Below are 23,721 nucleotides of genomic sequence, written 5' to 3'. Positions count from 1 at the left end.
AAGATGCAAAATAAATTATATAAAAAAAGCCCTTAATAAAGAGCTTTTTTTATAATATATCTAAATTATTACATTTCATTGAAGATAGAATGCATCAAACGCTTTTTGTCATTGATACTTTCTTCAAGAGAAATCATAGTTTCTGTTCTATAAACACCTTCGATATCATCTAGCATAAAAATAATTTCTTTTGCGTGTTCTGTACTTCTAGCCCTTATTTTACAGAAAATATTAAACTTTCCAGTGGTAATATGAGCAACTGTAACAAAAGCAATATCATTAATACGTTCTAAAACAAATTTTGTTTGAGAGGTATTATTTAAAAATACGCCAACATAAGCTATAAATGAATACCCTAATTTCTTGTAATCTAATGTTAGTGAAGAACCTTTTATAATACCAGCTTCTTCCATTTTTTTAACACGTACATGAACTGTTCCTGCCGAGATTAATAATTTTTTGGCTATATCGGTAAAAGGAATTCTTGTGTTATCGATTAACATATCAAGAATTTGATGGTCTATTTCGTCTAATTTAATTTTCCCCATGGCTGATTATTTTTAAATAAAAAACAAAATTAACACATTTTCACTGATAAATACACACATTTTTCACACTTTATTTCAATAATAATGAGAAAATCTCATTATTTATTGTTACGAAAACGTTTTCGCTGGCTACTTTCAACATTTGATTTTGTTCATTTACAACTTTATACCCTTTTGCATCAATTTCCTTATGACCAAAAAAACCTTTCAAATTTTCAATATTTTCAATTTTAGGGATAAATTCTACCTTATCATCTTTAAGTATTTCTTGATACAATATACCAATATCTGTTAGATCTTCTTTTGAATCTAACTTTGCATTTCTTATTATGATATCGAAAAAAAGCTTCTCATTTTCAGGAATATTTAAATATGGCAAATAATTACTTCCATCGATTTCATTTTTCGAAATATAATCAATGGATTTTAACAATGATATATAAATATATTTTCTGGTCTGTTCCCTTTCGTAATCATTAGAATAATGACCTGCTTCAAATAAAATAGTGGGAACATTAAAATTTTGAAATGTATCTCCAACACAATTAATATTAAAAGCATCGTCATAAACACCTACTTGATTAGGTATTAATTCTTGCAGAGTATCATTCATAACGCTAATAATTTCCATGGCAACCTTTCTATTAGATGTTATTGTGCATTTTTCATCTTGGGCGGGTGACAAAAAAGATACGGTTGCTGGATAATTTGAATTTCCAGCACTAAATATGGTACGCTGACCATGTAAATTATAACAAAAATGGGGCTGAAACTCATTAAAAACTTGTCTTAACAACTTACTTTCAGGTTGAGATAATAATTGTGCATCTCTATTTAAATCAACTGAATTAGCATTTACCCTTGTATATGCTTCAGCTCCGTCTGGATTTAAAATAGGAATAATATATATAGTACAAGTACTTAATATATGACTGGTCTCTTTATTTTCATTTAAGAGCGTATTTAACAAATCAAAAATTGCCTTTGTGGTTGTAGATTCATTACCATGCATTTGAGACCACATGAGTATTTTTTTAACTCCATGACCAATTTTAATTCCATGAATAGGTTTCTTTAAAACAGATTCTCCTATTTTTTCAATATCAATATAATCACCCAGTTTTTTCAACATAGGCTCTATATGATTATTGGTTATATAACGATGAAAAAGACGCTTTTCGTTATACGTTTCAAAAAGGGTTTTTAATACTTCAACTTCCATCTAAACTTATTAGAATACAAATGTAAACAATTACTTATTTACAATTGTAAACACTAATAAAATGATTTATTGTTTACATCATTAAACAATTTATATGGTTTTTGATAGCATCGGCTGGTGAAATATTAATAATTTTTTTGATTTGTATTTTTTGTGTTGTATTTATTTGATTATCATATATATATCATCCATTCAGTAAAGTAATACTTTGTATTTTTTGATAATAAAAGATTGATAACCCCTGATATTCAAATATAATTGTTACATTTGTAAATAATATTTAAATAAATTATAGTTTACAATGGTAAACAATGAAGATTTTTCTAAAAGGCTTCAAATTGTAATAGATTATTACGGTGAAACAGCTTCTTCATTCGCTGAAAAAATTGGTGTTCAGCGATCAAGCATTTCACATATTTTATCTGGTAGAAACAAGCCCAGTTTGGAGTTTATTTTAAAAATCCTTTCCTCCTTTCCTGAAGTAGAATTATACTGGTTGCTAAATGGCAAAGGAACATTTCCTTCAAGTGAAAATAAATCAGAACCTAAAACAGCTTTACAAAAAGAAATTGAATTTGAGCCTGAAGTAAAAAAAGTCGTCAAGGAAGGTTCCACTCAAAATAATAAAGAAATAGAACGTATCGTTATTTTTTATTCTGACGGAAGCTTCAAAAACTTTAAGAATTAAAAACATCTTCATTAGCTTTGCAACAAATTAAGTTTATGAAAAAAATATCTGTTTCCCTTATTATATTTACTCTTTTAAGTTGTTACCAATCTGAACGTAATTGCACAAACTTTAAAACAGGTGAATTTTATAGTGAAGTGACTATTGATGGTGTATTGTACAAATCTACCTTTAAACGAACTGACAACAAACAAATAGAAACTTATAACGGGAAATCGGATTCAGCTACAGTAAGGTGGATCAATGATTGTGAAGTTGTTTTTAAAACAATCAATCCAAAAAATATGGCTGAACATAAAGATATTCATTTGAAAATTCTATCAACCACAGATTCTTCATATACTTACGAATACTCTTATGTTGGCGAAACAAAAAAACAAAAAGGAATTGCCTTTAAAAAAGACTAATTAAAAGGATACAAAAAGGATTCAACCACATTAAATTTTAATTCTTGGGTATCTGTTATTTCATAGATTAAGAACATTTCTCCCCAAAAAACTCCATCAGAAAAATCGGCAATAATCCATTTGTGATTTAATAACTTAACTGTATTTATCATCATTTTCCTTCCTTCACTCGCTGCATAAGGCACTAAAGGATGTTCGCCAGATACTTCATTTAACTTGTAAAGCTCATCTTTTATAAAAGGAATCAGTTCATCAACTTTATATCCTTTATTTTCAAAATAACTTAAAGCATCTTCATTTCGTTCCAAATTAAAATGCGATAAGTTTAAAATCTCATTTTGCATTGTTGCTATTGAATCTTTGTAAGTTTGAATATGAACTTCATAAGCGTCAATTTTTTTATTTTGAAATTCAAGCAATCGTTTTGAATTTACATACTGAAATAAAATAATAAGAACAGAAAAGATAAAAAGGTAAATAAAAATTCGTTGTTTCATGGCAAAATTTATATGGTGATTTGTAAATTATCGTAAGCTAAAAACACACCTTCAGGAAGACTTTTTTCAACTTCTTCATGAAATCCTAATAAATGACTTATGTGTGTTATATAAGCTAATTCTGGTTTTACTTGTTCAATAAAATTCAAGGCTTCTTCTAAATTAAAATGCGAAATATGTGGTTCAATTCTTAAAGCATTTATGACTAATACTTTAATGTTTTTTATTTTTTCGATTTCGGGTTCTGCAACTGTTTTAATATCTGTTAAATAGGCAAAATTATTTAATCTAAAACCAAAAACTTGCACTTGGTGATGCATAGCATTAATCGGAATAACAAGTAAATCATTTAAAAAAAATGGTTTGTTTTTAATGATATTTACATCTAGTGTTGGTGCTCCTGGATATTTGTTTTCGCTTTCAAAAATGTAATCAAATCGTTTCGAAAGCGATTCTATAACACGTTCGTGTGCATAAATTTGAATATTTCCTTGACGAAAATAAAAAGGTCTTATGTCATCTAAACCAGCTGTATGATCGGAATGTTCATGGGTAAACAAAATTCCATCAATTTTTGAACAATTTGTGCGTAACATTTGATATCTAAAATCTGGGCCACAATCTATTACATAAGCATAATTGTCCCATTCAATAAGTACAGAAACCCGAAGTCTTTTATCTTTAGAATCATTACTTAAACAAACTGGGTGTTTACTTCCAATAACTGGAATACCTTGTGAAGTTCCTGTGCCTAAAAAAGTAATTCTCATTAAAAGTGATAAAATTTGAGTTTAAATTTAATACTTATTATCCAAACCCTTTATTAAGCTTGCATTTTTTTAAAACAGAGCGTGTTTTAATTAAAAATGTATTATTTTATTTAAATAAAAACATGATAATTATCAGATATAAAACGCTTGTAAAGAATTATTTTTAGGGTATTAAAAATCAAAAATTTTTATCAAATGATAATAGGAGTTTTAAAAGAAACCCAAGAAGGTGATAATAGAGTAGCTATTACACCTAAAATAGCCCAACAACTTATAGAAAAAGGATTTGAAATTAAAGTAGAAGAAGATGCAGGAGCAAATTCATCATACAAGAATTCTGATTATAGTAAAGCTGGTGCGCACATTAGATCTAAGGAAGATCTCTTTAATAATACCGATATTTTAATTAAGATAAATCCTTTTGACAACAAGGAGTTAGAAAAATTAAAAAAAGGTCAAATCATTATTGCGCAACTTTTCCATAAATCGCATCCACATGACATGGAAATTATAGCAGGACAAGAAGCAACTGCTTTCTCAATGGATGCTATGCCACGTATTTCAAGAGCCCAAGACATGGATGTTTTGAGTTCACAAAATAATTTAGCTGGTTATAAAGCGGTAATTAAAGGCGCTTACGAGATGACCAAAATTTTTCCTTTAATGATGACAGCCGCTGGTACAATCTCACCTGCAAGAGTTTTAGTTTATGGAGTTGGTGTTGCTGGTTTACAGGCTATAGCAACTGCAAAACGATTGGGAGCAATTGTAGAAGCTACAGACATTAGAACTGAAACTAAAGAGCAAGCCGAATCTTTAGGAGCTAAATTTATTATGGTTGATAATAATGGTGAAGAATCTGAAAACGGATATGCCAAAGTTGCTTCTGAAGATTATGCAAGAAGACAAAAAGAAGCCGTGAATAAATCTCTGTTTAAAGCAGATTTAGTAATTACTACAGCCATGGTTCCAGGTAGAACTTCTCCAATATTAATTACTGAAGAGCAAGTCTCTCAAATGCAAAATGGGGCCGTAATAATTGATTTAGCAGCTGCCCAAGGCGGTAATTGTGAGATTAGCGTTATGAATAAAACAATTATTAAATATGGTGTTAAAATCATAGGTACTACCATTGCACCACAAAGTGTCTCTACAAATGCAAGTGATTTGTATGCAAAAAACACCTTTAATTATTTAGTTCATTTAACAGATGGCAATAAATTTAAATGGGATTTAGAAGATCAAATCACCGATGAAACCTTGATAGTATTAAATGGAAAAATTAGACAAAACGGAAAAAAACCATAAAGTATGACAGAATTAATAGAATTTATAAGTAATAATATCCAAATGATTTATATCGTCATACTGATGATATTTGTTGGAGTTGAAGTTATTGGTCATGTACCAGCTGTATTACACACGCCTTTAATGTCTGGTGCAAACGCTATTCATGGTGTAGTAATCATAGGAGCCATTTTAGTTTTACTTGGTGTGAATCCTGAAAATTATTTAGGACAAGCTTTAGGTTTTGTGGCAGTTTTACTAGGTACACTTAACGTAGTAGGAGGATTTGTGGTGACTGACCGTATGTTAGAAATGTTTAAAAAGAAAAAGTAATGGAATATATATTTAGCCTACAATTTATCTATTTAATAGCATCAATGACCTACATTCTTGGTTTAAAAATGCTAGGTAAACCAGAATCTGCAAGAAGAGGAAATTTAATAGCTGCAGCAGGTATGAGTATTGCCATTTTGGGAACGATCTTCTTGTATCAAGGCGAAGTTCCTACATTTATTTATGTTCTTATTGCTGTAGCTATCGTAATCGGAACCATTTTAGGTTGGATGATAGCTAAAAAAGTAGCTATGACTAAAATGCCTGAATTGGTGTCACTTTTTAATGGAATGGGTGGAGCAAGTGCTGCATTAATAGGTTTGATCGAATTTGAACACTATACTGGAAAAACATTATCAATTGCAACTATTGTAGCTGGAATCATTATTGGAAGTATCTCATTTTCTGGTAGTATGATTGCTTGGGCAAAACTAAATGGTACATTAAAAAAGCCTTTGCGCTTACCTAAATACAACTTACTGAACAACCTTGTTATTATTTGCTTAATTATTTTTGCTGCTTATATTGCTTGGTCTGGATCAGATAGCCAACTTTTATTGTATGTATTATTCTTTGTGGCTTTAGCATACGGTATTTTATTTGTACTGCCAATTGGTGGAGCAGATATGCCGGTAGTTATTTCGCTATTAAACTCTTTCACAGGGTTAGCTGCTGCTTTAGGAGGATTTTTATATGGCAACATGGTTATGCTAACGGGCGGAATTTTAGTGGGATCGGCAGGAACAATTTTAACCTTTGCTATGTGCGATGCAATGAATAGGTCTTTAGTAAATGTTATTTTTGGAAGTTTCGGAAGCTCAGATGAGCAAGTCGGTGATATGGATTCTCAAACTATCACAGGATCTATCAAAAAGACAACAGTTAGTGATGTCGCAATATTAATGAACTATTCTCAACGCATTATCATTGTTCCTGGCTATGGTTTGGCTGTCGCACAGGCGCAACACGCAATTCATGAATTAGAGCAATTATTAGCTAGCAAAGGCATTGAAGTTAAATATGCCATTCACCCTGTTGCTGGTAGAATGCCTGGGCACATGAATGTTTTATTAGCAGAAACCAATGTAGACTATGACAAATTAGTTGAAATGGAAGATGTAAATCCAGAATTTAAAAATACAGATGTTGTGTTTGTTGTTGGCGCCAATGATGTTGTTAATCCGGCAGCTCACACGAATCCATCAAGTCCAATTTATGGTATGCCTATTTTAGAAGTTGAAAATGCTAAAAATATCATTATCAACAAACGAAGTATGAATCCGGGTTATGCTGGAATTGAAAATGAATTATTTTACAATCAAAAAACATCCATGCTATTTGGAGATGCAAAAGCAGTCATTCAGTCATTGATTTCTGAATTAAAGGGTATGTAAAGAAAGAAAATCATAATTTATTTTAAAGCCATTTCATTATTGTGAAATGGCTTTCTTATTTACACATTCTTTGTTTTTTTTTCTATTTTTGTCCTAACACAAAAATTATGACTTTAAAATTAAAAGGAGATAAAGAAATTAGTAAGATTCTGACTATCAAACAGAAATCTTTGCAAATAAACCTCAATGAAAACATTTACGGCACTTTTGCAGAAATTGGTGCAGGACAAGAGACTGTTCGTAATTTTTTTCGTGCAGGAGGAAGTTCTGGAACGATAGCTAAAGCAATGTCTGCTTATGATAAAGATTTTAGTGACGCAATTTATGGTGTTGAAAGTGATAATCGTTATGTAAGTGAATCTCGTTTGCGTAAGATGCTAAATCATGAAGTAAATTTAATTGAAGATAGAATTACAAGAGATAAGCATCCTGACAAACTATTTTTTGCATTTGCTAATACTGTTGCTACTATTGACTTTTCAAAGAAATTTAAAGGACATGGTTGGGTTGGCGTTAAATTTCAACTAGATCCTTTAGAAGATTATAATGAAATCATAATACATGTAAGGTTTAAACAAACCAATGCCCAATTGCAACAAGAAACCCTTGGTATGCTTGGAGTAAACCTTATTTTTGGTGGGTTTTACATGCACGATGATCCAAAAGAAATTGTAAAATCATTATATGACAATATAGAGAAAGATCAGATTGAAATAGATATGATTAACTTCTCTGGTTGTAGATTTACTTATGTTGATAATAGATTAATGAGTTTACAACTCGTTAAAAATGACATGACCGAAGCTGTTATGTTTGGTCCCGATGGAATGAATCTTCTGCCTTCGCAAGAACTTTACAAAAAAAACATATTAGCACTTCGTGGTAGTTTTAGGCCGGTAACAAAGGTTAATATGGATATTTTTGAAAAGTCGGTAGAATTATTCCTTAATGAAAAGACCGTAAATAAAGATAATGTTAAAGTTATTTTTGAAATTACACTCACTAATCTTAGAGCTGAAGGAAAAATAAATGAGCGTGACTTTTTGGATAGAGCCGAATTACTGTGTTCCTTAGGACAAAATGTAATGATTACCAATTTCCAAGAGTATTACAGATTGGTTGAATATTTTGCTCAATTCACTAAAGCAAGAATGGCTTTGGCTATGGGAGTTTACAACTTAATTCAAATATTTGATGAGAAATATTACCGTCATTTAAGTGGTGGTATTTTAGAAGCTTTTGGAAAGCTTTTCTTTAAAGATCTTAAAGTGTACTTATATCCTCTTAAAAACCATGAAACTGGAGAGTTTTATACCAGTGAAAACTTAAAAGTTCATCCTCGTATGAAAGAATTGTACAAATTCTTTAAATACAATGGTAAAATGCTTGATATTAAAGATTTCAATCCAGAAATATTAGATATTCTTTCAAGAGAAGTACTTAAAATGATTCAAAATCATGAAGAAGGCTGGGAAGAAATGCTTCCTGATGGTATCGCTGATATAATTAAAGACCAACGCCTATTTGGTTATGTTAATAGAAGACGTAAGTTAAAATAATTTACGATTCAAGTATTTGACTTGTGTGAGTTTTAGCTTTTACATCACCAATAACTTTGGTTATAATACCTTGCTCATTAATTACAAAAGTGGTTCTGTGAATACCGTCAAAAGTGCGTCCCATAAATTTTTTTGGACCCCAAACCTGAAAAGCTTGAATCATTTCTTTGTCAACATCAGCAATTAAAGGATATGGAAAACTAAATTTATTTTTAAATTTAGTTTGTGCTTTTTGGTTATCGGCACTTACTCCTAAAATCTCATAACCAAGATCATGAAGTTTTTTATAATTGTCACTTAAATTACAAGCTTCAACAGTACACGTTGGTGTATCAGCTTTTGGATAAAAGAAAACAATAAGTTTTTTGCCTGCATAATCAGATAATGAAACCGTATCTCCTTTTTCATTTAATGCTGTAAAATTTGGTGCCTTATCTCCTACTTTTAATGTGGTCATATTTTTTAACTTTGTAATAGCTAAAATACAATAAATGTCTAAACAAGAAAATGTTGAGTTTGTTATTTCTACTTTAAATGATTTATACCCTGAAATTTCAATTCCACTAGAACATAAAGATCCATATACGCTTTTAATAGCAGTTTTAATGTCGGCCCAAAGCACCGATGTTAGAGTAAACCAAATCACTCCTTTGTTATTTGAAAAAGCCGATAATCCATATGAAATGGTTAAGCTCTCTGAAGAAGAAATAAGAGAAATCATAAAGCCCGTTGGGCTATCTCCAATGAAGAGTAAGGGCATTTATGGATTATCGAAAATTCTCATTGAAAAATATGATGGTAAAGTTCCTCAAAATTTTGAAGCATTAGAATCCTTACCTGCTGTTGGACATAAAACAGCCAGTGTCGTCATGTCTCAGGCTTTTGGAGTACCCGCTTTTCCTGTTGATACACATATTCACAGATTGATGTATAGATGGAATTTGAGCAACGGAAAAAATGTTGTTCAAACTGAAAAAGACGCTAAAAGATTGTTCCCTAGAGAGCTTTGGAACGATTTACATCTTCAAATTATTTGGTATGGCAGACAATATTCGCCAGCAAGAGGTTGGGATTTAGAAAAAGATATAATTACCAAAAAAATTGGAAGAAAATCGGTAATTGAAGACTATTATAAATTAAAAAAGTCCTGATGACTAACTTTCAGGACTTTTTCAAAGTTTAGTTGAGAAGTGCTTCAAACTTCATCTCATTACAATTAATAACACTTAAAGCCTTAGAATAATTTAGAAGAAAATTAACCGTTTCTTCTTTCGGTAATAAGTCGTTAAAATTTTCAATAGATTTGTTAGTGTAAAGTTTTGCCATTATTTAAAATTTCTATTAATCAATAGATTAACGGAGCAAAACTTGTTTTATTGTTTAATTAGTTAAAACTATATTATGTTTTTCAATAATTTTCCTCAAATTAATAAGTGCATAACGCATTCTACCTAAAGCGGTATTGATACTAACACCTGTTTTATCAGAAATTTCTTTAAAACTTAAATCTTCGTAAATACGCATTAACAGAACTTCTTTTTGGTCTTCAGGTAATTCTTCAACTAATCGTCTTACATCATTTTCAACCTGATCTTTAATAATTCTTTTCTCTGCATTTAAAGTGTTATCACTCAAAACAGAAAAAATACTAAATTCACCACTATTATCAAATTTTGGCATTCTACTGCTTTTTCTAAAGTGATCAATTACTAAATTATGAGATATACGCATTACCCATGGTAAAAATTTACCCTCTTCGTTATAAGCACCTCTTTTTAAAGTACGAATTACTTTAATAAAGGTGTCCTGAAATATATCTTCGGTAATATCTCTATCATACACTTTTGAATAAATAAAACTATAAATTTTCTGTTTGTGTCTAGTTATAAGTATTTCTAAAGCATACTCTTCACCTTGAATATAATTTGTGACTAAGGTAGAGTCCGGAATTAGTTCGTATTGCATAATAATTACTTTTAATGCATTGAAGAGCACTTCATTGCTTGGGGTTAAATGTTTAAAAGTAATGTTCTGCTATAGGCTAGATGTGTGTGTTTGATTAATAACTATTCAAATATAACAACAAACATCCTTAAAAAACAAAAAAAAATACTTTTTTCAACTTATAAACACTTAAAAATGTAATTTTTATGATTAAATGCTAAAAAAAAATCAGGATGAATGGCTAATTTAGGTTGTTCTTTTAAACGACTTTGAATTGCAATAAATTTAGTTGGATAAAATACTTATAGTATCTTTGCAAGATTATTCCTTAAAAGCTATGATTACTAATCTTTCAGAAGTAAATCCGAAACAAAACATCATTATTAAAGGTGCCAAATTGCACAATTTAAAAAATATTGATGTAGTGATACCAAGAAACAAAATGGTTGTCATTACAGGTTTATCAGGTTCTGGGAAATCAAGTTTAGCTTTTGATACTTTATATGCTGAAGGACAAAGACGTTATGTAGAAAGCCTATCTAGTTATGCGAGGCAATTTTTAGGAAGATTAAATAAGCCTAAAGTAGATTATATAAAAGGAATTGCGCCTGCTATCGCTATTGAACAAAAAGTAAATTCTACCAATCCTCGCTCAACAGTTGGCACTACAACAGAAATTTATGATTATTTAAAATTATTATTTGCCCGAATTGGCAAGACCTACTCTCCTATTTCTGGTGATGAAGTTAAAAAGGATACGGTTTCAGATGTTTTAAACTATCTAAAAAAATTCCCTGAAGGCGAAAAATTGTTGCTTCTTTCTCCAATCCATTTAGAAAGTGGCAGAGACATGAATGATAAGCTAAAAGTACTTCAGCAACAAGGTTATGCAAGAATTAAGGTTAAGGATGAGGTTTTAAGAATTGATGAAGCAAATGAGCTTAACGTTAAAGATGTTTTTTTGGTTGTTGACAGAATTATCATTAAAAATGATGAAGATTTTGAAAACCGATTAGCCGATTCTGTTCAAACAGCATTTTTTGAAGGGAAAGGCGAATGTTTCATAGAAATTTTAAGCGATAATTCACTAAAACACTTTAGTAACAAGTTTGAGCTTGACAATATCTCCTTTTTAGAGCCAAATGTGCATTTATTTAGTTTCAACAACCCATATGGAGCTTGCCCAAAATGCGAAGGATATGGAGATATTATTGGTATTGATGATGATTTGGTAATCCCAAATACTGGATTATCTATTTATGAAAATGTCATTTTTCCTTGGCGTGGTGAAAGCATGAGCTGGTATAGAGACCAACTAGTAAACAATTCGCATAAATTTAATTTTCCAATACATAAACCTTACTTTGAGTTAAGTGATGAACAAAAACAACTTATTTGGGACGGTAATAAATATTTTGAAGGCTTAAATTCATTTTTTGCTGAACTTGAATCTAAAGCTTATAAAATTCAAAATCGTGTGATGTTATCACGTTATCGTGGAAAAACTAAATGCAAAACCTGTAATGGTAAAAGGTTACGAATCGAAGCAAATTATATAAAAATTAATGGAGTAACTATTACCGATTTAGTAGAAATGCCCTTAAATAAGCTTGCTGTTTTTTTTAAAAGTTTAGAATTAAATGATTACGACACCAAAGTTTCAGAAAGACTACTAAAAGAAATTAATAACAGATTATCATTCCTTTCAAATGTAGGACTAGATTATTTAACCTTAAACAGAAAATCAAACACCTTATCTGGAGGAGAAAGTCAACGGATTAATTTGGCAACATCGTTAGGCAGCAGTTTAGTTGGTTCTATGTACATTCTAGATGAACCAAGCATTGGTTTACATCCAAAAGATACCGAGCGATTAATTTCTGTTTTAAAATCATTACGCGATTTAGGAAATACAGTAATTGTAGTTGAACATGATGAAGATATTATGAAAGCTGCTGATGCCATTATAGATATTGGTCCCGAAGCTGGAACTTTTGGTGGCCATGTTGTTGCTCATGGCACTTATACAGATATTTTATCATCTGATTCTTTAACAGCTAAATACCTTAACGGAAGTTTAAAAATTGAAGTTCCGAAAACCAGAAGAACATCAAAATATTATATAGATATTTTAGGAGCCCGAGAAAATAATTTAAAAAATGTTGATGTTAGGTTTCCTCTTGGAATGTTAACTGTTATTACTGGTGTTTCTGGTAGTGGAAAAAGTACGCTTGTTAAAAAAATACTGTATCCATCTTTACAAAAAAAACTAACTGATTTTGGCGACAAGCCTGGGCAGTTTACAGCGTTAGAAGGTAATTTCAGCAATGTAAATCACATTGAATTTGTTGACCAAAACCCGATTGGAAGATCTTCTCGGTCAAATCCTGTAACCTACATTAAAGCTTATGATGACATTAGAGCTTTATTTTCAAATCAAAAATTAAGTGCCATTAGAGGTTATCAAGCAAAACACTTTTCTTTTAACGTAGATGGCGGACGTTGTGAAACTTGCAAAGGCGAAGGTGAAGTAACCATTGAAATGCAATTTATGGCAGATGTGCATTTAGAATGCGAAACTTGTAAAGGAAAACGCTTTAAAAAGGAAGTGCTTGAAGTTACATTTGCCGATAAAAACATCGATGACATTTTAAATATGACCATTGATGATGCCATCACTTTTTTTGAAGAAAATAAACAGATTAAAATAAAAACTAAATTGCAACCACTACAAGATGTAGGATTAGGTTATGTTACTTTAGGGCAAAGCTCTTCTACCCTTTCTGGTGGCGAAGCGCAACGCATAAAACTAGCATCATTTTTAGGGAAAGGCAACAACAAAGAAAAAGCACTCTTTATATTTGATGAACCTACAACCGGTCTTCATTTTCATGATATATTGAAACTTCTAAAATCGTTTAATGCCCTTATTGAAAACGGACATTCTATTATTGTAGTTGAACACAACTTAGAATTCATTAAATGTGCCGATTATATTATTGATTTAGGTCCTGAAGGTGGGGAAAATGGTGGAAACATAGTTGCTATAGGAACACCTGAAAACATAGTAAATACCGAGTCTTCTGTAACAGGTTTGTATTTAAAAGACAAGCTTTAGTTAATAAAACAGAAATGCTGAAATTCCCATAATAATAACAGCTAACGGGATTACAAAAATTAAAAATAAAAAGGAAATAACTCCACTTTTTATCAAACTTAAAAAATACCCTTGTTTATAGAAATTCTTAACTGCCAGCAATAAGTAGAAATATGTTGAGAACATGACCAAACTTATTAAGTATCCAGGCAAAGTAGTGACTAAATCAGCCAAGATTAAAATACTAAACACCATAAACAAGAAAGAAAAGAAGTAAAAGGTAAATACTAAATGATATGAAAAAGAACCTTTTCGGTAATAAAACAGCTTTAATAATAAAGCAAAAATAGGCAGCAAAATAAACATTGCTATAGGGATGGTATCATAAAATGCCTGTAATATTGAGCCGCCATTTCGTTGCTTATAAAATTTCAGCATTTGCGAATAAAATTTCTTTTTAAAAGTTCCGGCATTATCATCAAGTCCCATTACTTTATGAATTTCACTATCTGTTGCATTTATTTCAATTAAAGAATCAATCTTTTTAGTATCAAAACCAAAACTCGTATTCACTACCTCTTTTTTGTCTTTATTATTTAAAATAGAGTCTAAATCTTTGTTGTTTTTTACTATTTCTATAGGAATTTTATTTTCTGATATAGGTTTTAAAAATTGTTCTGTTTTTAGAGAATCCAATAATTTACCGTTCTTTAATGAATCTATTACTGTTTCTGTTTTATCAAAATCTTTTTTAAGTGCTTTATCAAACTGTTCTGTAGTTTCTCTTGTAATGAAGGAAAATAAAAAAAAGAACACAACAGATATAAACAAATACATTTGAGCTGGATGCAAATACAATAACCTTTTCCCTTCTATAAATTTTTTGGCCAAATAACCCGGCTTAAACATTAAAGGAATATAGCTTTTAAAAAAGCGGGCATCAAAAGAAAAATAATTACTTATGGTATTATAAAACAATACACCTAAAGTTAGTTCATCATCTGTTTTTTGTCCACAATGAGGGCAAAATTGAAATCCTTTCTCATATGATTTCTCACAATTTTTGCAAATAATTACCTCTTTCTCCATTAAAGCATTTGGTTTATATAAAAATATAAAAAAGAAATCATAAATCATTTATTGTTAAAATACTGATATTTAGATATTTAAAATTTTGGCACGCAAATTGAAATCTTTATAGCAAATAGCGAAAGCCGAAAAGCTAAAGAGTAGGCATCACATAAAATTCTATGACTATGAAAACACTAGTACTTTTTATTACAGGATTGTTATTAAGCTTAACAACTGTATCAGCTTCAGACATAAAACCTGAACCAAAAGGAAATAATTTAGATATTACCAAACGTTATCGTTATGCACAACCTGTTGTGTTTTTTGAAAGCGGTATAGAGTTTATGATTTTTCCTGATGGAAGTTTTGACTTTGACACAAGACATGAAAGCTATTACAACAGCTCAAACTCAAGAAGAACCTCAGTTAATGCAAGTTTTAAAACTAGAGGTTTAAATGTACAATACACTTCGGACTACTATAATAAACCCATGATTATAAAAGATAGATTTGGAAAAATTATTCGAATAGGAAATACTCCAATTTATTACGATCGAATGGGTGATGTAACTCAAATTGGTTCTGTTGATATTAACTATAAAAGAGGTAATAAATTGCTTTATAAAGTTGGTGGTTTAAGAGTAAACTATAACCATTGGGGTCAAATTGTTAACACTTCTGGATACGTTAACCGTTTGAACAGAAACTTAAATTATCAAATAGCAATGGTGGATGACACTTTTTATGACAGCCACTACAATGATGATTATTTTTACTATAAAAAATATGGTGAAGTAAAAAAACTTAAAAAAAATAAACATTAGTATATTTTTAATTAGTTATTAAAAATCCCAAAAGCTTTAATTAGTTTTTGGGATTTTTTATTTGAAAAGCTGAAGAAGTTAATTGTTTCCCTTTCGAAAATAATTAAACTTAAATTCACATAAAATAAAGCTAAAAATTATTTTAATCTGATTTTCAACAACTTACATATTAATTATTTTTTTTGGCACGCTGTTTGTAAATATCATCATGTATTACAATTAAAACTTACAATTATGAAAAAGTATATATTTTTAATAGCAGGGATAATCTTCACAGGATTAACAGCTACAGCAACCACAACCAACACTACAGCAAATAGTGAAACCACTTCCACTTATATTAATGGTTATGGAAATTCTTTCATATTTGTAGAAGGTGGTATTGAGTTTTCAGTATTCCGCGATGGCCAATTTGATTTTAATATCTTGGGAAATCGTTCAAACTTAAGTGTATCTATTGGTTCTCCAAATGCAAGTATCAGTTTTAATTCTGGATATGACTATAATTCTTATGTTCAATATGATGAATATGGTGCCGTAATTCAAATAGAAAATGTGCCTATTTATTATGATAATTTTGGAAGAATAATTCAAGCTGGAAACGTAAACATTTATTATAACAACTATGGTTATGTATCAAGAGTTGGCGGTTTATACGTACATTATAACAGATACAACGAATACTCTTATTTTACAGGTTATATAAACATTTACAATAGAAATTATGTTTACAGACCTTGGCATAGATATTACAGTGTTCCATCTTACAATCATTGTGTTGTTTATAACAGACCTTACAGACAATATTATAGACCTGTTAGATATACTTACAGCAGACCATATTATAATAATTACAGACCTACAACATCTGTTGCATCAAGACGTGGCTCTACTATAGAAAGAAACAGAAGCTATGCTACAGCATACAGAAGTAATAATGTAGAACATAGAGAAAACACTCAAGCAAGATCATATACAACTGATAACAGAAGAGATTACGCTAAAGTTGAAAGTAATCAACGTACCACACGTGATAATAACAGAGCAAATAATGAAGTTATAAGACGTAATAATTCAAATACAAACAGAAATAATTCTAAAGTAAATAGCAATACAAATACTAGAGAAAACGTTATTAGAAACAATAACACTAATAAAGCTACAACTAGAACAAATAATGTTGTAAGAGAAAGAAATAATTCGGTTAATCAAAAACCAAACACTTCAACTTCACGTACATATAATAAAAGTGAAACAACTAGAAGTAAACCACAAGTGACACAACGTACTACTCAAAGTAGATCTGTAGTTTCACAAAATAAAAATAATTCTAGAAGTAATAATACAAAGTCTAATTCTAGAAGAAGACTATAAAAATTTTGGTTGGTTAGTTGGAAAGCCCTGCGATATGTTTGCCTCAAAGCAACTTCGCAGGGTTTTCTGTTTTTTATTTTAATGGCTTTAGAAATCTATTCAAAATTGTAGTGATGTCTTCTGAAAAACTAAATTTATAAACAACAAATCCATAAAAAGAAGAAAACAATAATGTTTTTAGCCCAATATTTATAATTGAATGGAACGGAAACTCCCAAAAATAAAACACCAAAACACTTACAACAATAAGACCTGTAGCTTTTAATGTATCTAATGTAAATGGAGTCATTTTAAATGCATATTGAACAAAAAGAATTTTAGACAGATTGTATAATAATACTGCGATAAATGTTGCAAAAGCAGCTCCGTTAATTCCAAATAAAGGAATAAAAATCATATTAAATACAATAGTAGTAATCACCAAAAAAACACCTAATAACAATACCATCTTGTAGTAATCACTATTAAACAAAATAGCGTTATTATTACCTAGAATACTATCCATAAGTTTTGCAACGCCAATTAGTATGACTATAACTAAACCACCACTAAATTTTTCTGGAATAAGCAAATACAATTCATTGATATTCAGTATTATCAAAAGAAAAATAAATCCGCTAATTATAAATAAGTTTAATGAACTTTTGTGATAAAGCTTCTTTAATTCAATATGGTCTTTTTCATTTAGAAGTTTAGCTGTAACCGGACTAATTATTTGATGCAAAGATCTTAATGGAACACCAATAACACTAGCAATATAAATAGCTACACCATAATAGGCCACCTTTTCTATATCCACATAATATCCCAACATAAACTTATCAATTTCTAAAATAAGATTCGCAACAGAACCAGCTACAATAATTAAGGCAGTATATTTTAAAACTTTTGATAAACTTTTAAATTTGTGAAACTTAAAAACAGGGTGCCTTAAGCTAAAAGCATAAACAGCCATTAGCACCATTCGCAACAAGTATACGCCTACAATACTATAAATTAATTGTTCTACATTTAATAAATTAAAGTACAAGCAAAATAATAAAACAGTGGTAGCAAGTCTATGAAACACTTCTTTCATGAAATTGCCAAAAACACTTTGCATTTGTACTCTACTCCATGCATAAAATACTTCAAAATATGCAAACGAAATTGCTGAGACATAAATTAACCAATAATAATCTTTAATGATGGGATTGGTTTGAGATATCCAATTGCTAATAACTTCAAACGACAAATGGCCTATAAGACCTAAAGGAATGATAATAACTAAAGGCAAAAACAACATTAAGGTTAAAAAGCTGTTTTGTGATTGTCTGGTTTTAAAAATAGAATAAAATTTAATTAGAGTATTGTTAGTACCAAAAGCCATTAACGGCATCATAATATTAGCGGTGGAAAGCATAAAAGTGATCAATCCAAAATAAGTATCACTAATAAAGTTTGTAAAAAGAAACAATACATTAATGGCTCCAATACCAAAACCTAAATAAGTTGTAACTGTATTTTTTATTGATTGTGAAACAACTACACCCATTATATTAATTTAGATAAAGATTCTGTAAGTGCCTTACGGCTATATTTTTGCAAACCAATTGGACTTGAACGTAATGTTCCATTTTTAAATGCATTATAATAATTCAATATATGTGTTTTTAATGAGTTATAATCATCATAATTAAAATAATGTCCAGTATTGGTTTCCTTTATAATTTTTTCGACGTCTGAAGCTTTTGGGCCTAAAGCAATTATTGGTCTATTAGAAACCATGTATTCAAATAATTTACCCGGAATAATGCATCTTGTATCTTCAGAATCTATTTCAATCAACAATAAAATTTGAGATTTTTTTTGATATTTAATTGCTTCTTTGTGTGAAACATAGCCTACATTATTAACATATTTACTTAAAGTATATTTGTTTATTGAATCAATCACATCATCACTTACCAGTCCTATTAAGTTAAGCTGAAAATCTGTAGCAAAATCTTTATGCTCATTAACCAGATCAGACAAAACTTTCCATAAAACTTTTGGATTTCTTTTTGAAAGCAAAGATCCAATATGTGATAAAGAAAACTTATTATCTATCTCAATTTTTTCTGAAAACCCAACATCATACCCATTCGTAATAACTTCAATTGGTTTATCTGTAATATTTTGAAATTCTTGTTTAGTAATAAAACTGGTAACTATTAATTGATCAGCATTATTTAAAACCTGTTTTTCTAAAGTTTTATGTTTTATCTCCGAATTCTTTGTTAATTTCAAATGCCTATGATATCCAATACTAGTCCATGGATCTCTAAAATCTGCAATCCACTTCACTCCTAGTTGCTTTTTAAGAGCTAAACCGATAAGATGTAAACTGTGCGGTGGACCCGTAGTAATAATGGTTTCAATCTTTTCATTTTTAATGTATTCAGAAAGAAACTTAACAGATGGCTTTACCCAACCTATACGTGCGTCCGGAATAAAAAAATTACCCCTTATGTAAAGCATTAACTTTTCAAGGAAACTCTGATTTGTCTTTTCTGAAATAATGCCTTTGCTAATTGTTTTTGATTTTTGCTTTGAAAACAATCCAGCTAATTTATAAGGTTCAGAAATAGGCTGTTTTAAAATTTTCAAATCAACAGAAACTTCATTTAATAAGCTACCATCAAGAATTGGGTAATTAGGATTCTCAGGGATATAAACAATGGGATCAATATCAAACTCAGGAAGATATTTAACAAATTTTAACCAACGTTGTACTCCTGGTCCACCAGCAGGAGGCCAATAATATGTTATAATAAGTGCTTTTTTACGCACTGTCATGCTTTTTTTGCTTAAACTGATACAACAGTCCTAAGATAACTAAAATAGCAACCAATACCGAACTTCCTAATGCAATAGAACTACCTGTTTTGATAACTTGAGGTTCAAATTTAAATTCAATTGTATGCTCTCCGGCAGGAACTTCCATGCCTCGCAATACATAATCAACATTAACGTGATTGACAGTTTGACCATCTATAAAGGCTTGCCATCCATGAGGGTAATAAATTTCTGAAAAAACCACAAACCCTTTGTTTACATTATTAGATCTGTACTTTAAATAATTTGGCTGATGCTTTATTAACGAAATAGTTGAAGTAGAATCAACCGTAAATGTTGTTGGTAAATTCTCTTTATCAATCCATTTACTGTTAATAACGGCTTGTTTTTTAGTGTTTAAACTATCTAAAGCCAATATTTCTTCATTAGCTGAATTTACTGTCTTTAATCCTGACACAAACCAAGCATTACCGTTAGCGTCCTTATTTGGATATATAAAAGCACCTTCTTTATTTTGGGCAATAATATACTTCGTGTTAAGCATATCAATAACATTGAAGTTCATTTTTTCTGTACCAATATAAAAATCAAACAACTCGCTATATCTCTTTAATTCCGCAGCGTTATAACCATTTAATGAATTATGAAAATAAGATGGCTTTGATGGACCAGATATCATATCATAAACCCTAAAGAAGGTTGTATCTTTTAAAATTTCAGTATCTAATTCATTTGCTTGAAAAGGTTTATTTACTTGAATAGCAGATACAAAGTCATCATTGTTCACATATCTCTTATCAACCACAACTAAATCAAACAAAATAAGGGCGCTGAAAATCACTAACGCATAAGATTTCTTTAACTTTTCTTTTAGATATAAAAAAATGACACTTGCAGATAACAAAACCAAAATCAATGTTCGGATAGTATCTTCAACAAATATGCTTTTACGATCTTCTTTAATGGCATCAACAAAATCGGGACCATAGTTTTGACTATAATAACCATCATTAATACCTACAAAATCAAATAACGAAGATTTAAAAATTAAGAATACAAGTGCAATTCCCCCAGCTATATAAACAGAATTTTTTAAGGCTTTTAATTTTTCTTCATTTTTAACTGAACTTTCAAAAACTTTAGAAAGCCCAAGAATTGCTAAAATAGGAATACATAATTCTAAAATAACCTGAATAGACGTTACAGCTCTAAACTTATTATATAAAGGCACATAGTCAATAAAGAAATCCGTTAGTAAACTAAAATTCTTACCATAAGACAACAATAAAGAAAATAGAATTCCTGCAACCAACCACCATTTTGTTTTGCCTTTCAATAAAAATAGAGCAAGCACAAATAAAAACAATATAACTGCTCCTACATAAGCAGGTGCTTCTACAATAGGCTGCTCTCCCCAATACATGGGTGCATGTTTAGATTCCTCTAAAGCTTGTGCTGGAGTTGCTCCCAATTTTTTAAAAGCTTCATAGGTTGCAGAGTCTTTACCTACATCTTCTCCATTACCTCCACCCATAAATCTTGGGATGTACAAATTAAAAGTTTCTAAAAACCCATAACTAAATTGAGTAATATAATCTCTATCTAATCCTGAAGTAATCTCTTTCGGAGAACCATCTGGATTTATGGTTAATTCGCTTTTACCACGCGTACTTTCTTTAACATACTCTTGCGTAGCCAAAATATTGGTTGCATTTAAACAAACAGCAAGAATAGCAGCAACCACCAATATTCCAACCGATTTAAAATAATGGGCAAGTTCTTTCTTTTTAAAAGCATCAATCAGAAAAACAATTCCCAGAATAATAACCAAAAACATCAAATAATAGGTCATTTGAAAATGGTTTGCTACAATTTCCAATCCTAAAGCAATTGTACTAAGCAAAAATCCGTAGATATATTTTCTTTGAAAAGTTAACAGAATACCACTTAAAACCAATGGCATATAAGCTATAGCATGTGCCTTACTGTTATGGCCAACACCAAGAATGATTATTAAATACGTTGAAAATCCAAATGCTAAGGCACCAATAGTAGCAAGTTTATAATCTACTTTTAAAACCAATAAAAGAATATAAAATCCAATTAAATATAAAAACAAATAATCTGCTGGTCTTGGTAAAAATCGCAATGTGAGATCTAGCTTTTTAATATAATTATTCGGATAATTAGCACCTAATTGATACGTAGGCATACCACCAAATGCACTATTTGTCCAATAAGTTTCCTCTCCAGTTTCAGCTCTAAAATCGGTTAGTTGTTTAGACATGCCGATATATTGCATGATATCACTTTGGAATATTTGTTTGCCTTGAATAACCGGACTAAAATATAATAAAGAAATAATTACAAAACCTATAAGAATTAATAGGTGCGGTAGAATTCGTTTGATTGAAAATTGCATGAATTTATGTTAGATCAATGATTGCGAAAATTAATCAATTTCTTCGTAATCAATATAATCTCCAACGTTTTTATTTGAAGATTTAGTGTTAGGTACTTTATCAATAGTTACTTCTCCTTCTTTTTGTTGTGGTTCATTTTGTTTTTGAAACTGTCCACCAAAATGTTGATCAGCTTTTTTAGCAACATATTTCATCAATAATGGAGCAAACAATCTCGACACTACTTTAAAACTATAGTAAATCAGCAAAATGATTAGGATGGTTCTAATTAACCCAGTTGCAGATGCAAATTGTAACATAATAATAATTTTCAACAAAAATACAATTCTATACTTTTAAAAAAGACTCAAAAATGATAAAAAAACTATAAAATCTCTATATTTGGAAAGCCTTAATTGTGTAAATAATAAATAGTATTATGATTTTTTAATTATAACAAAATCAAAACCTTAATTATGAAGCGTATCAAATCTACCCTAATTTTCATTATTTGTTTAACAACATTTAATAGCTTTAGCCAATACACAGATGTCATAAATTCAAATAGACCTGGTGTTTCAAGAAGCGCATTTTCTGTTGGTACCAATGTTGCTCAATTTGAAGTTGGCCCTTATATTATAAATGAAGAAAGATCTCCTGCCTTAAGAACAGAAGTTTCTGGGTTTGGAATTGATTTTGCAGCCAGATATGGTTTTTTGCTTGAAGAATTAGAACTGAATATTGAAGGAACCTACCAAAATGACACCAAAACATATTTTTCCGGTATTCCTTTTGACGAACCACGTTCTAACTTTAAATATGTTACTCTAGGCGCTAAATATTTGGTTTATGACCCATATAAGAATTCTGAAAATGAAAAACCAAACCTTTATAGCTGGAAAGCTAACCATAGATTTAAGTGGAGTTCTTTAATACCTGCCGTTTCAGTTTATGCCGGTGCTAATTATGACACCAAAAACAATCCTTATACAGCACCCGGAATAGAAGGATTTAGCCCAAAAGTTATGATAGCAACACAAAATAATTGGAATGGTGGTTGGGTTTTTGTCATCAATTTAATAAAAGACAGAATAGGAACAGACCAATCCGATTTTCAGTATATTTTAACTCTAACACATTCATTTAACCCTAAATGGGTAATTTTTGGTGAAACCCAAGGAATTAAAAGTGATTTTTATGCTGACAATCTTTTTAGATTTGGAGGCGCCTATTTATGGGGAAAAGATTTTCAGTTAGACACTGCATTAACATTTAACACCAAAGACACACCTTCAGTTTTCAGTGTTAATTTTGGGGCTTCTTACCGATTGGATTTTCATAAAGACAAAGAAATAGATAATGGAACATCTGCAAAAGAAGAAGGAGAAAGAAGATCCAGAAACAAGAAAAAAACAACAGATGTTATTGAAGATTACAATAAAAAACATAAACGAAAATCTCAAGATTTCAATTAAAAATCATAGACC

The 23,721-nt window shown here is 30.1% G+C and carries 23 protein-coding genes; 11 read left to right on the top strand and 12 right to left on the bottom strand.

Features of this window, described 5'->3' with window-relative positions; genetic code table 11:
• Positions 1 to 68: 68 nt before the first annotated feature.
• Positions 69 to 548: an Lrp/AsnC family transcriptional regulator gene (locus tag V8G69_RS09995; protein WP_394881736.1), complete on the bottom strand. Its 480-nt coding sequence runs from the start codon at positions 546 to 548 to the stop codon at positions 69 to 71.
• A gap of 70 nt (positions 549 to 618) precedes the next feature.
• Positions 619 to 1,770 (bottom strand): M14 family zinc carboxypeptidase, encoded by a 1,152-nt coding sequence (locus tag V8G69_RS09990; protein WP_394881735.1) that lies wholly within the window; start codon positions 1,768 to 1,770, stop codon positions 619 to 621.
• Positions 1,771 to 2,071: 301 nt separating this feature from the next.
• Here V8G69_RS09990 and V8G69_RS09985 point away from each other — a divergent pair, with 301 nt between their 5' ends.
• Both V8G69_RS09985 and V8G69_RS09980 read left to right on the top strand, forming a co-directional pair.
• Positions 2,072 to 2,458, top strand: coding sequence for a helix-turn-helix domain-containing protein (locus tag V8G69_RS09985; RefSeq protein ID WP_394881734.1), 387 nt, complete (start codon positions 2,072 to 2,074; stop codon positions 2,456 to 2,458).
• Between the two features lie 35 nt (positions 2,459 to 2,493).
• On the top strand, positions 2,494 to 2,865 hold the full coding sequence (locus tag V8G69_RS09980) for a DNA topoisomerase IV (protein WP_394881733.1): 372 nt from the start codon (positions 2,494 to 2,496) through the stop codon (positions 2,863 to 2,865).
• Here V8G69_RS09980 and V8G69_RS09975 read toward each other — a convergent pair.
• Complete coding sequence (locus V8G69_RS09975) at positions 2,862 to 3,362, bottom strand: hydrolase (RefSeq protein ID WP_394881732.1); 501 nt, start codon at positions 3,360 to 3,362, stop codon at positions 2,862 to 2,864. The genes V8G69_RS09980 and V8G69_RS09975 overlap by 4 nt on opposite strands.
• Positions 3,363 to 3,370: 8 nt before the next feature.
• Positions 3,371 to 4,132 (bottom strand): MBL fold metallo-hydrolase, encoded by a 762-nt coding sequence (locus tag V8G69_RS09970; RefSeq protein ID WP_394881731.1) that lies wholly within the window; start codon positions 4,130 to 4,132, stop codon positions 3,371 to 3,373.
• 195 nt (positions 4,133 to 4,327) lie between these two features.
• Here V8G69_RS09970 and V8G69_RS09965 point away from each other — a divergent pair, with 195 nt between their 5' ends.
• The 4 genes from V8G69_RS09965 (at position 4,328) to V8G69_RS09950 (ending at position 8,705) form a co-directional block, all read left to right on the top strand.
• Complete coding sequence (locus V8G69_RS09965) at positions 4,328 to 5,440, top strand: Re/Si-specific NAD(P)(+) transhydrogenase subunit alpha (protein ID WP_394881730.1); 1,113 nt, start codon at positions 4,328 to 4,330, stop codon at positions 5,438 to 5,440.
• A gap of 3 nt (positions 5,441 to 5,443) precedes the next feature.
• The gene (locus tag V8G69_RS09960; protein ID WP_394881729.1) at positions 5,444 to 5,752 is read left to right on the top strand and encodes an NAD(P) transhydrogenase subunit alpha; all 309 of its coding nucleotides are present in this window, start codon (positions 5,444 to 5,446) and stop codon (positions 5,750 to 5,752) included.
• A complete protein-coding gene (locus V8G69_RS09955; protein WP_394881728.1) occupies positions 5,752 to 7,146 on the top strand; it encodes an NAD(P)(+) transhydrogenase (Re/Si-specific) subunit beta in 1,395 nt (464 codons plus the stop codon). Before V8G69_RS09960 ends, V8G69_RS09955 begins: the two co-directional genes overlap by 1 nt.
• Positions 7,147 to 7,253: 107 nt before the next feature.
• Complete coding sequence (locus tag V8G69_RS09950) at positions 7,254 to 8,705, top strand: TonB-dependent receptor (RefSeq protein WP_394881727.1); 1,452 nt, start codon at positions 7,254 to 7,256, stop codon at positions 8,703 to 8,705.
• Position 8,706: 1 nt separating this feature from the next.
• Here V8G69_RS09950 and bcp read toward each other — a convergent pair whose 3' ends face one another.
• Positions 8,707 to 9,162, bottom strand: a complete 456-nt coding sequence (gene bcp / locus V8G69_RS09945; RefSeq protein ID WP_394881726.1) for a thioredoxin-dependent thiol peroxidase — start codon at positions 9,160 to 9,162, stop codon at positions 8,707 to 8,709.
• A gap of 34 nt (positions 9,163 to 9,196) precedes the next feature.
• Here bcp and nth point away from each other — a divergent pair, with 34 nt between their 5' ends.
• Entirely contained in the window at positions 9,197 to 9,856 is a 660-nt protein-coding gene (gene nth, locus V8G69_RS09940; RefSeq protein WP_394881725.1) for an endonuclease III domain-containing protein, read from the top strand.
• Between the two features lie 28 nt (positions 9,857 to 9,884).
• Here the strand turns inward: nth and V8G69_RS09935 are convergent, their stop codons facing one another.
• Together V8G69_RS09935 and V8G69_RS09930 are read right to left on the bottom strand one after the other, a co-directional pair.
• On the bottom strand, positions 9,885 to 10,031 hold the full coding sequence (locus tag V8G69_RS09935; protein ID WP_394881724.1) for a hypothetical protein: 147 nt from the start codon (positions 10,029 to 10,031) through the stop codon (positions 9,885 to 9,887).
• Positions 10,032 to 10,085: 54 nt separating this feature from the next.
• A complete protein-coding gene (locus V8G69_RS09930) occupies positions 10,086 to 10,670 on the bottom strand; it encodes an RNA polymerase sigma factor (RefSeq protein WP_394881723.1) in 585 nt (194 codons plus the stop codon).
• A 316-nt stretch (positions 10,671 to 10,986) separates the two neighbouring features.
• Here V8G69_RS09930 and uvrA point away from each other — a divergent pair, with 316 nt between their 5' ends.
• Positions 10,987 to 13,767, top strand: a complete 2,781-nt coding sequence (gene uvrA / locus V8G69_RS09925) for an excinuclease ABC subunit UvrA (RefSeq protein ID WP_394881889.1) — start codon at positions 10,987 to 10,989, stop codon at positions 13,765 to 13,767.
• Here the strand turns inward: uvrA and V8G69_RS09920 are convergent, their stop codons facing one another.
• Entirely contained in the window at positions 13,768 to 14,835 is a 1,068-nt protein-coding gene (locus V8G69_RS09920; protein ID WP_394881722.1) for a DUF3667 domain-containing protein, read from the bottom strand.
• A gap of 167 nt (positions 14,836 to 15,002) precedes the next feature.
• Here V8G69_RS09920 and V8G69_RS09915 point away from each other — a divergent pair, with 167 nt between their 5' ends.
• Entirely contained in the window at positions 15,003 to 15,641 is a 639-nt protein-coding gene (locus V8G69_RS09915) for a hypothetical protein (RefSeq protein ID WP_394881721.1), read from the top strand.
• 234 nt (positions 15,642 to 15,875) lie between these two features.
• Positions 15,876 to 17,015, top strand: a complete 1,140-nt coding sequence (locus V8G69_RS09910; RefSeq protein ID WP_394881720.1) for a hypothetical protein — start codon at positions 15,876 to 15,878, stop codon at positions 17,013 to 17,015.
• A 73-nt stretch (positions 17,016 to 17,088) separates the two neighbouring features.
• Here V8G69_RS09910 and V8G69_RS09905 read toward each other — a convergent pair whose 3' ends face one another.
• Genes V8G69_RS09905 through V8G69_RS09890 form a run of 4 tightly spaced genes read right to left on the bottom strand, consistent with a single transcriptional unit; the run spans position 17,089 to position 22,554 of the window.
• Complete coding sequence (locus V8G69_RS09905) at positions 17,089 to 18,549, bottom strand: lipopolysaccharide biosynthesis protein (RefSeq protein ID WP_394881718.1); 1,461 nt, start codon at positions 18,547 to 18,549, stop codon at positions 17,089 to 17,091.
• Positions 18,549 to 19,832 (bottom strand): glycosyltransferase, encoded by a 1,284-nt coding sequence (locus V8G69_RS09900; protein WP_394881717.1) that lies wholly within the window; start codon positions 19,830 to 19,832, stop codon positions 18,549 to 18,551. Before V8G69_RS09900 ends, V8G69_RS09905 begins: the two co-directional genes overlap by 1 nt.
• Positions 19,819 to 22,254, bottom strand: a complete 2,436-nt coding sequence (locus V8G69_RS09895; RefSeq protein ID WP_394881716.1) for a YfhO family protein — start codon at positions 22,252 to 22,254, stop codon at positions 19,819 to 19,821. The genes V8G69_RS09900 and V8G69_RS09895 overlap by 14 nt, the downstream gene beginning before the upstream one ends.
• A gap of 30 nt (positions 22,255 to 22,284) precedes the next feature.
• The gene (locus V8G69_RS09890; RefSeq protein ID WP_394881715.1) at positions 22,285 to 22,554 is read right to left on the bottom strand and encodes a DUF4834 family protein; all 270 of its coding nucleotides are present in this window, start codon (positions 22,552 to 22,554) and stop codon (positions 22,285 to 22,287) included.
• Positions 22,555 to 22,710: 156 nt separating this feature from the next.
• On the opposite strand from V8G69_RS09890, the gene V8G69_RS09885 reads away from it, so the two are divergent.
• Positions 22,711 to 23,709 (top strand): transporter, encoded by a 999-nt coding sequence (locus V8G69_RS09885; RefSeq protein WP_394881713.1) that lies wholly within the window; start codon positions 22,711 to 22,713, stop codon positions 23,707 to 23,709.
• Positions 23,710 to 23,721: the final 12 nt, after the last annotated feature.

Origin of the sequence: Gaetbulibacter sp. M235, assembly GCF_043876835.1 — a bacterium.
GTDB lineage: Bacteria > Bacteroidota > Bacteroidia > Flavobacteriales > Flavobacteriaceae > Yeosuana.
The sequence above is the reverse complement of the archived record's forward strand: the minus strand, read 5'-3'. Positions and strand labels throughout refer to the sequence as shown.

What these genes read in the sequence shown, in the direction of transcription:
- V8G69_RS09980 (WP_394881733.1), top strand. Translation starts at nt 2,494, where the DNA reads ATGAAAAAAATATCTGTTTCCCTTATTATATTTACTCTTTTAAGTTGT.
- V8G69_RS09920 (WP_394881722.1), bottom strand. Translation starts at nt 14,835, where the DNA reads ATGGAGAAAGAGGTAATTATTTGCAAAAATTGTGAGAAATCATATGAG.
- V8G69_RS09975 (WP_394881732.1), bottom strand. Translation starts at nt 3,362, where the DNA reads ATGAAACAACGAATTTTTATTTACCTTTTTATCTTTTCTGTTCTTATT.
- uvrA (WP_394881889.1), top strand. Translation starts at nt 10,987, where the DNA reads ATGATTACTAATCTTTCAGAAGTAAATCCGAAACAAAACATCATTATT.
- V8G69_RS09955 (WP_394881728.1), top strand. Translation starts at nt 5,752, where the DNA reads ATGGAATATATATTTAGCCTACAATTTATCTATTTAATAGCATCAATG.
- V8G69_RS09905 (WP_394881718.1), bottom strand. Translation starts at nt 18,549, where the DNA reads ATGGGTGTAGTTGTTTCACAATCAATAAAAAATACAGTTACAACTTAT.
- V8G69_RS09935 (WP_394881724.1), bottom strand. Translation starts at nt 10,031, where the DNA reads ATGGCAAAACTTTACACTAACAAATCTATTGAAAATTTTAACGACTTA.
- V8G69_RS09930 (WP_394881723.1), bottom strand. Translation starts at nt 10,670, where the DNA reads ATGCAATACGAACTAATTCCGGACTCTACCTTAGTCACAAATTATATT.
- V8G69_RS09890 (WP_394881715.1), bottom strand. Translation starts at nt 22,554, where the DNA reads ATGTTACAATTTGCATCTGCAACTGGGTTAATTAGAACCATCCTAATC.
- V8G69_RS09910 (WP_394881720.1), top strand. Translation starts at nt 15,876, where the DNA reads ATGAAAAAGTATATATTTTTAATAGCAGGGATAATCTTCACAGGATTA.
- V8G69_RS09965 (WP_394881730.1), top strand. Translation starts at nt 4,328, where the DNA reads ATGATAATAGGAGTTTTAAAAGAAACCCAAGAAGGTGATAATAGAGTA.
- V8G69_RS09885 (WP_394881713.1), top strand. Translation starts at nt 22,711, where the DNA reads ATGAAGCGTATCAAATCTACCCTAATTTTCATTATTTGTTTAACAACA.
- V8G69_RS09950 (WP_394881727.1), top strand. Translation starts at nt 7,254, where the DNA reads ATGACTTTAAAATTAAAAGGAGATAAAGAAATTAGTAAGATTCTGACT.
- V8G69_RS09990 (WP_394881735.1), bottom strand. Translation starts at nt 1,770, where the DNA reads ATGGAAGTTGAAGTATTAAAAACCCTTTTTGAAACGTATAACGAAAAG.
- V8G69_RS09995 (WP_394881736.1), bottom strand. Translation starts at nt 548, where the DNA reads ATGGGGAAAATTAAATTAGACGAAATAGACCATCAAATTCTTGATATG.
- bcp (WP_394881726.1), bottom strand. Translation starts at nt 9,162, where the DNA reads ATGACCACATTAAAAGTAGGAGATAAGGCACCAAATTTTACAGCATTA.
- V8G69_RS09900 (WP_394881717.1), bottom strand. Translation starts at nt 19,832, where the DNA reads ATGACAGTGCGTAAAAAAGCACTTATTATAACATATTATTGGCCTCCT.
- V8G69_RS09985 (WP_394881734.1), top strand. Translation starts at nt 2,072, where the DNA reads ATGGTAAACAATGAAGATTTTTCTAAAAGGCTTCAAATTGTAATAGAT.
- V8G69_RS09970 (WP_394881731.1), bottom strand. Translation starts at nt 4,132, where the DNA reads ATGAGAATTACTTTTTTAGGCACAGGAACTTCACAAGGTATTCCAGTT.
- V8G69_RS09915 (WP_394881721.1), top strand. Translation starts at nt 15,003, where the DNA reads ATGAAAACACTAGTACTTTTTATTACAGGATTGTTATTAAGCTTAACA.
- V8G69_RS09960 (WP_394881729.1), top strand. Translation starts at nt 5,444, where the DNA reads ATGACAGAATTAATAGAATTTATAAGTAATAATATCCAAATGATTTAT.
- nth (WP_394881725.1), top strand. Translation starts at nt 9,197, where the DNA reads ATGTCTAAACAAGAAAATGTTGAGTTTGTTATTTCTACTTTAAATGAT.
- V8G69_RS09895 (WP_394881716.1), bottom strand. Translation starts at nt 22,254, where the DNA reads ATGCAATTTTCAATCAAACGAATTCTACCGCACCTATTAATTCTTATA.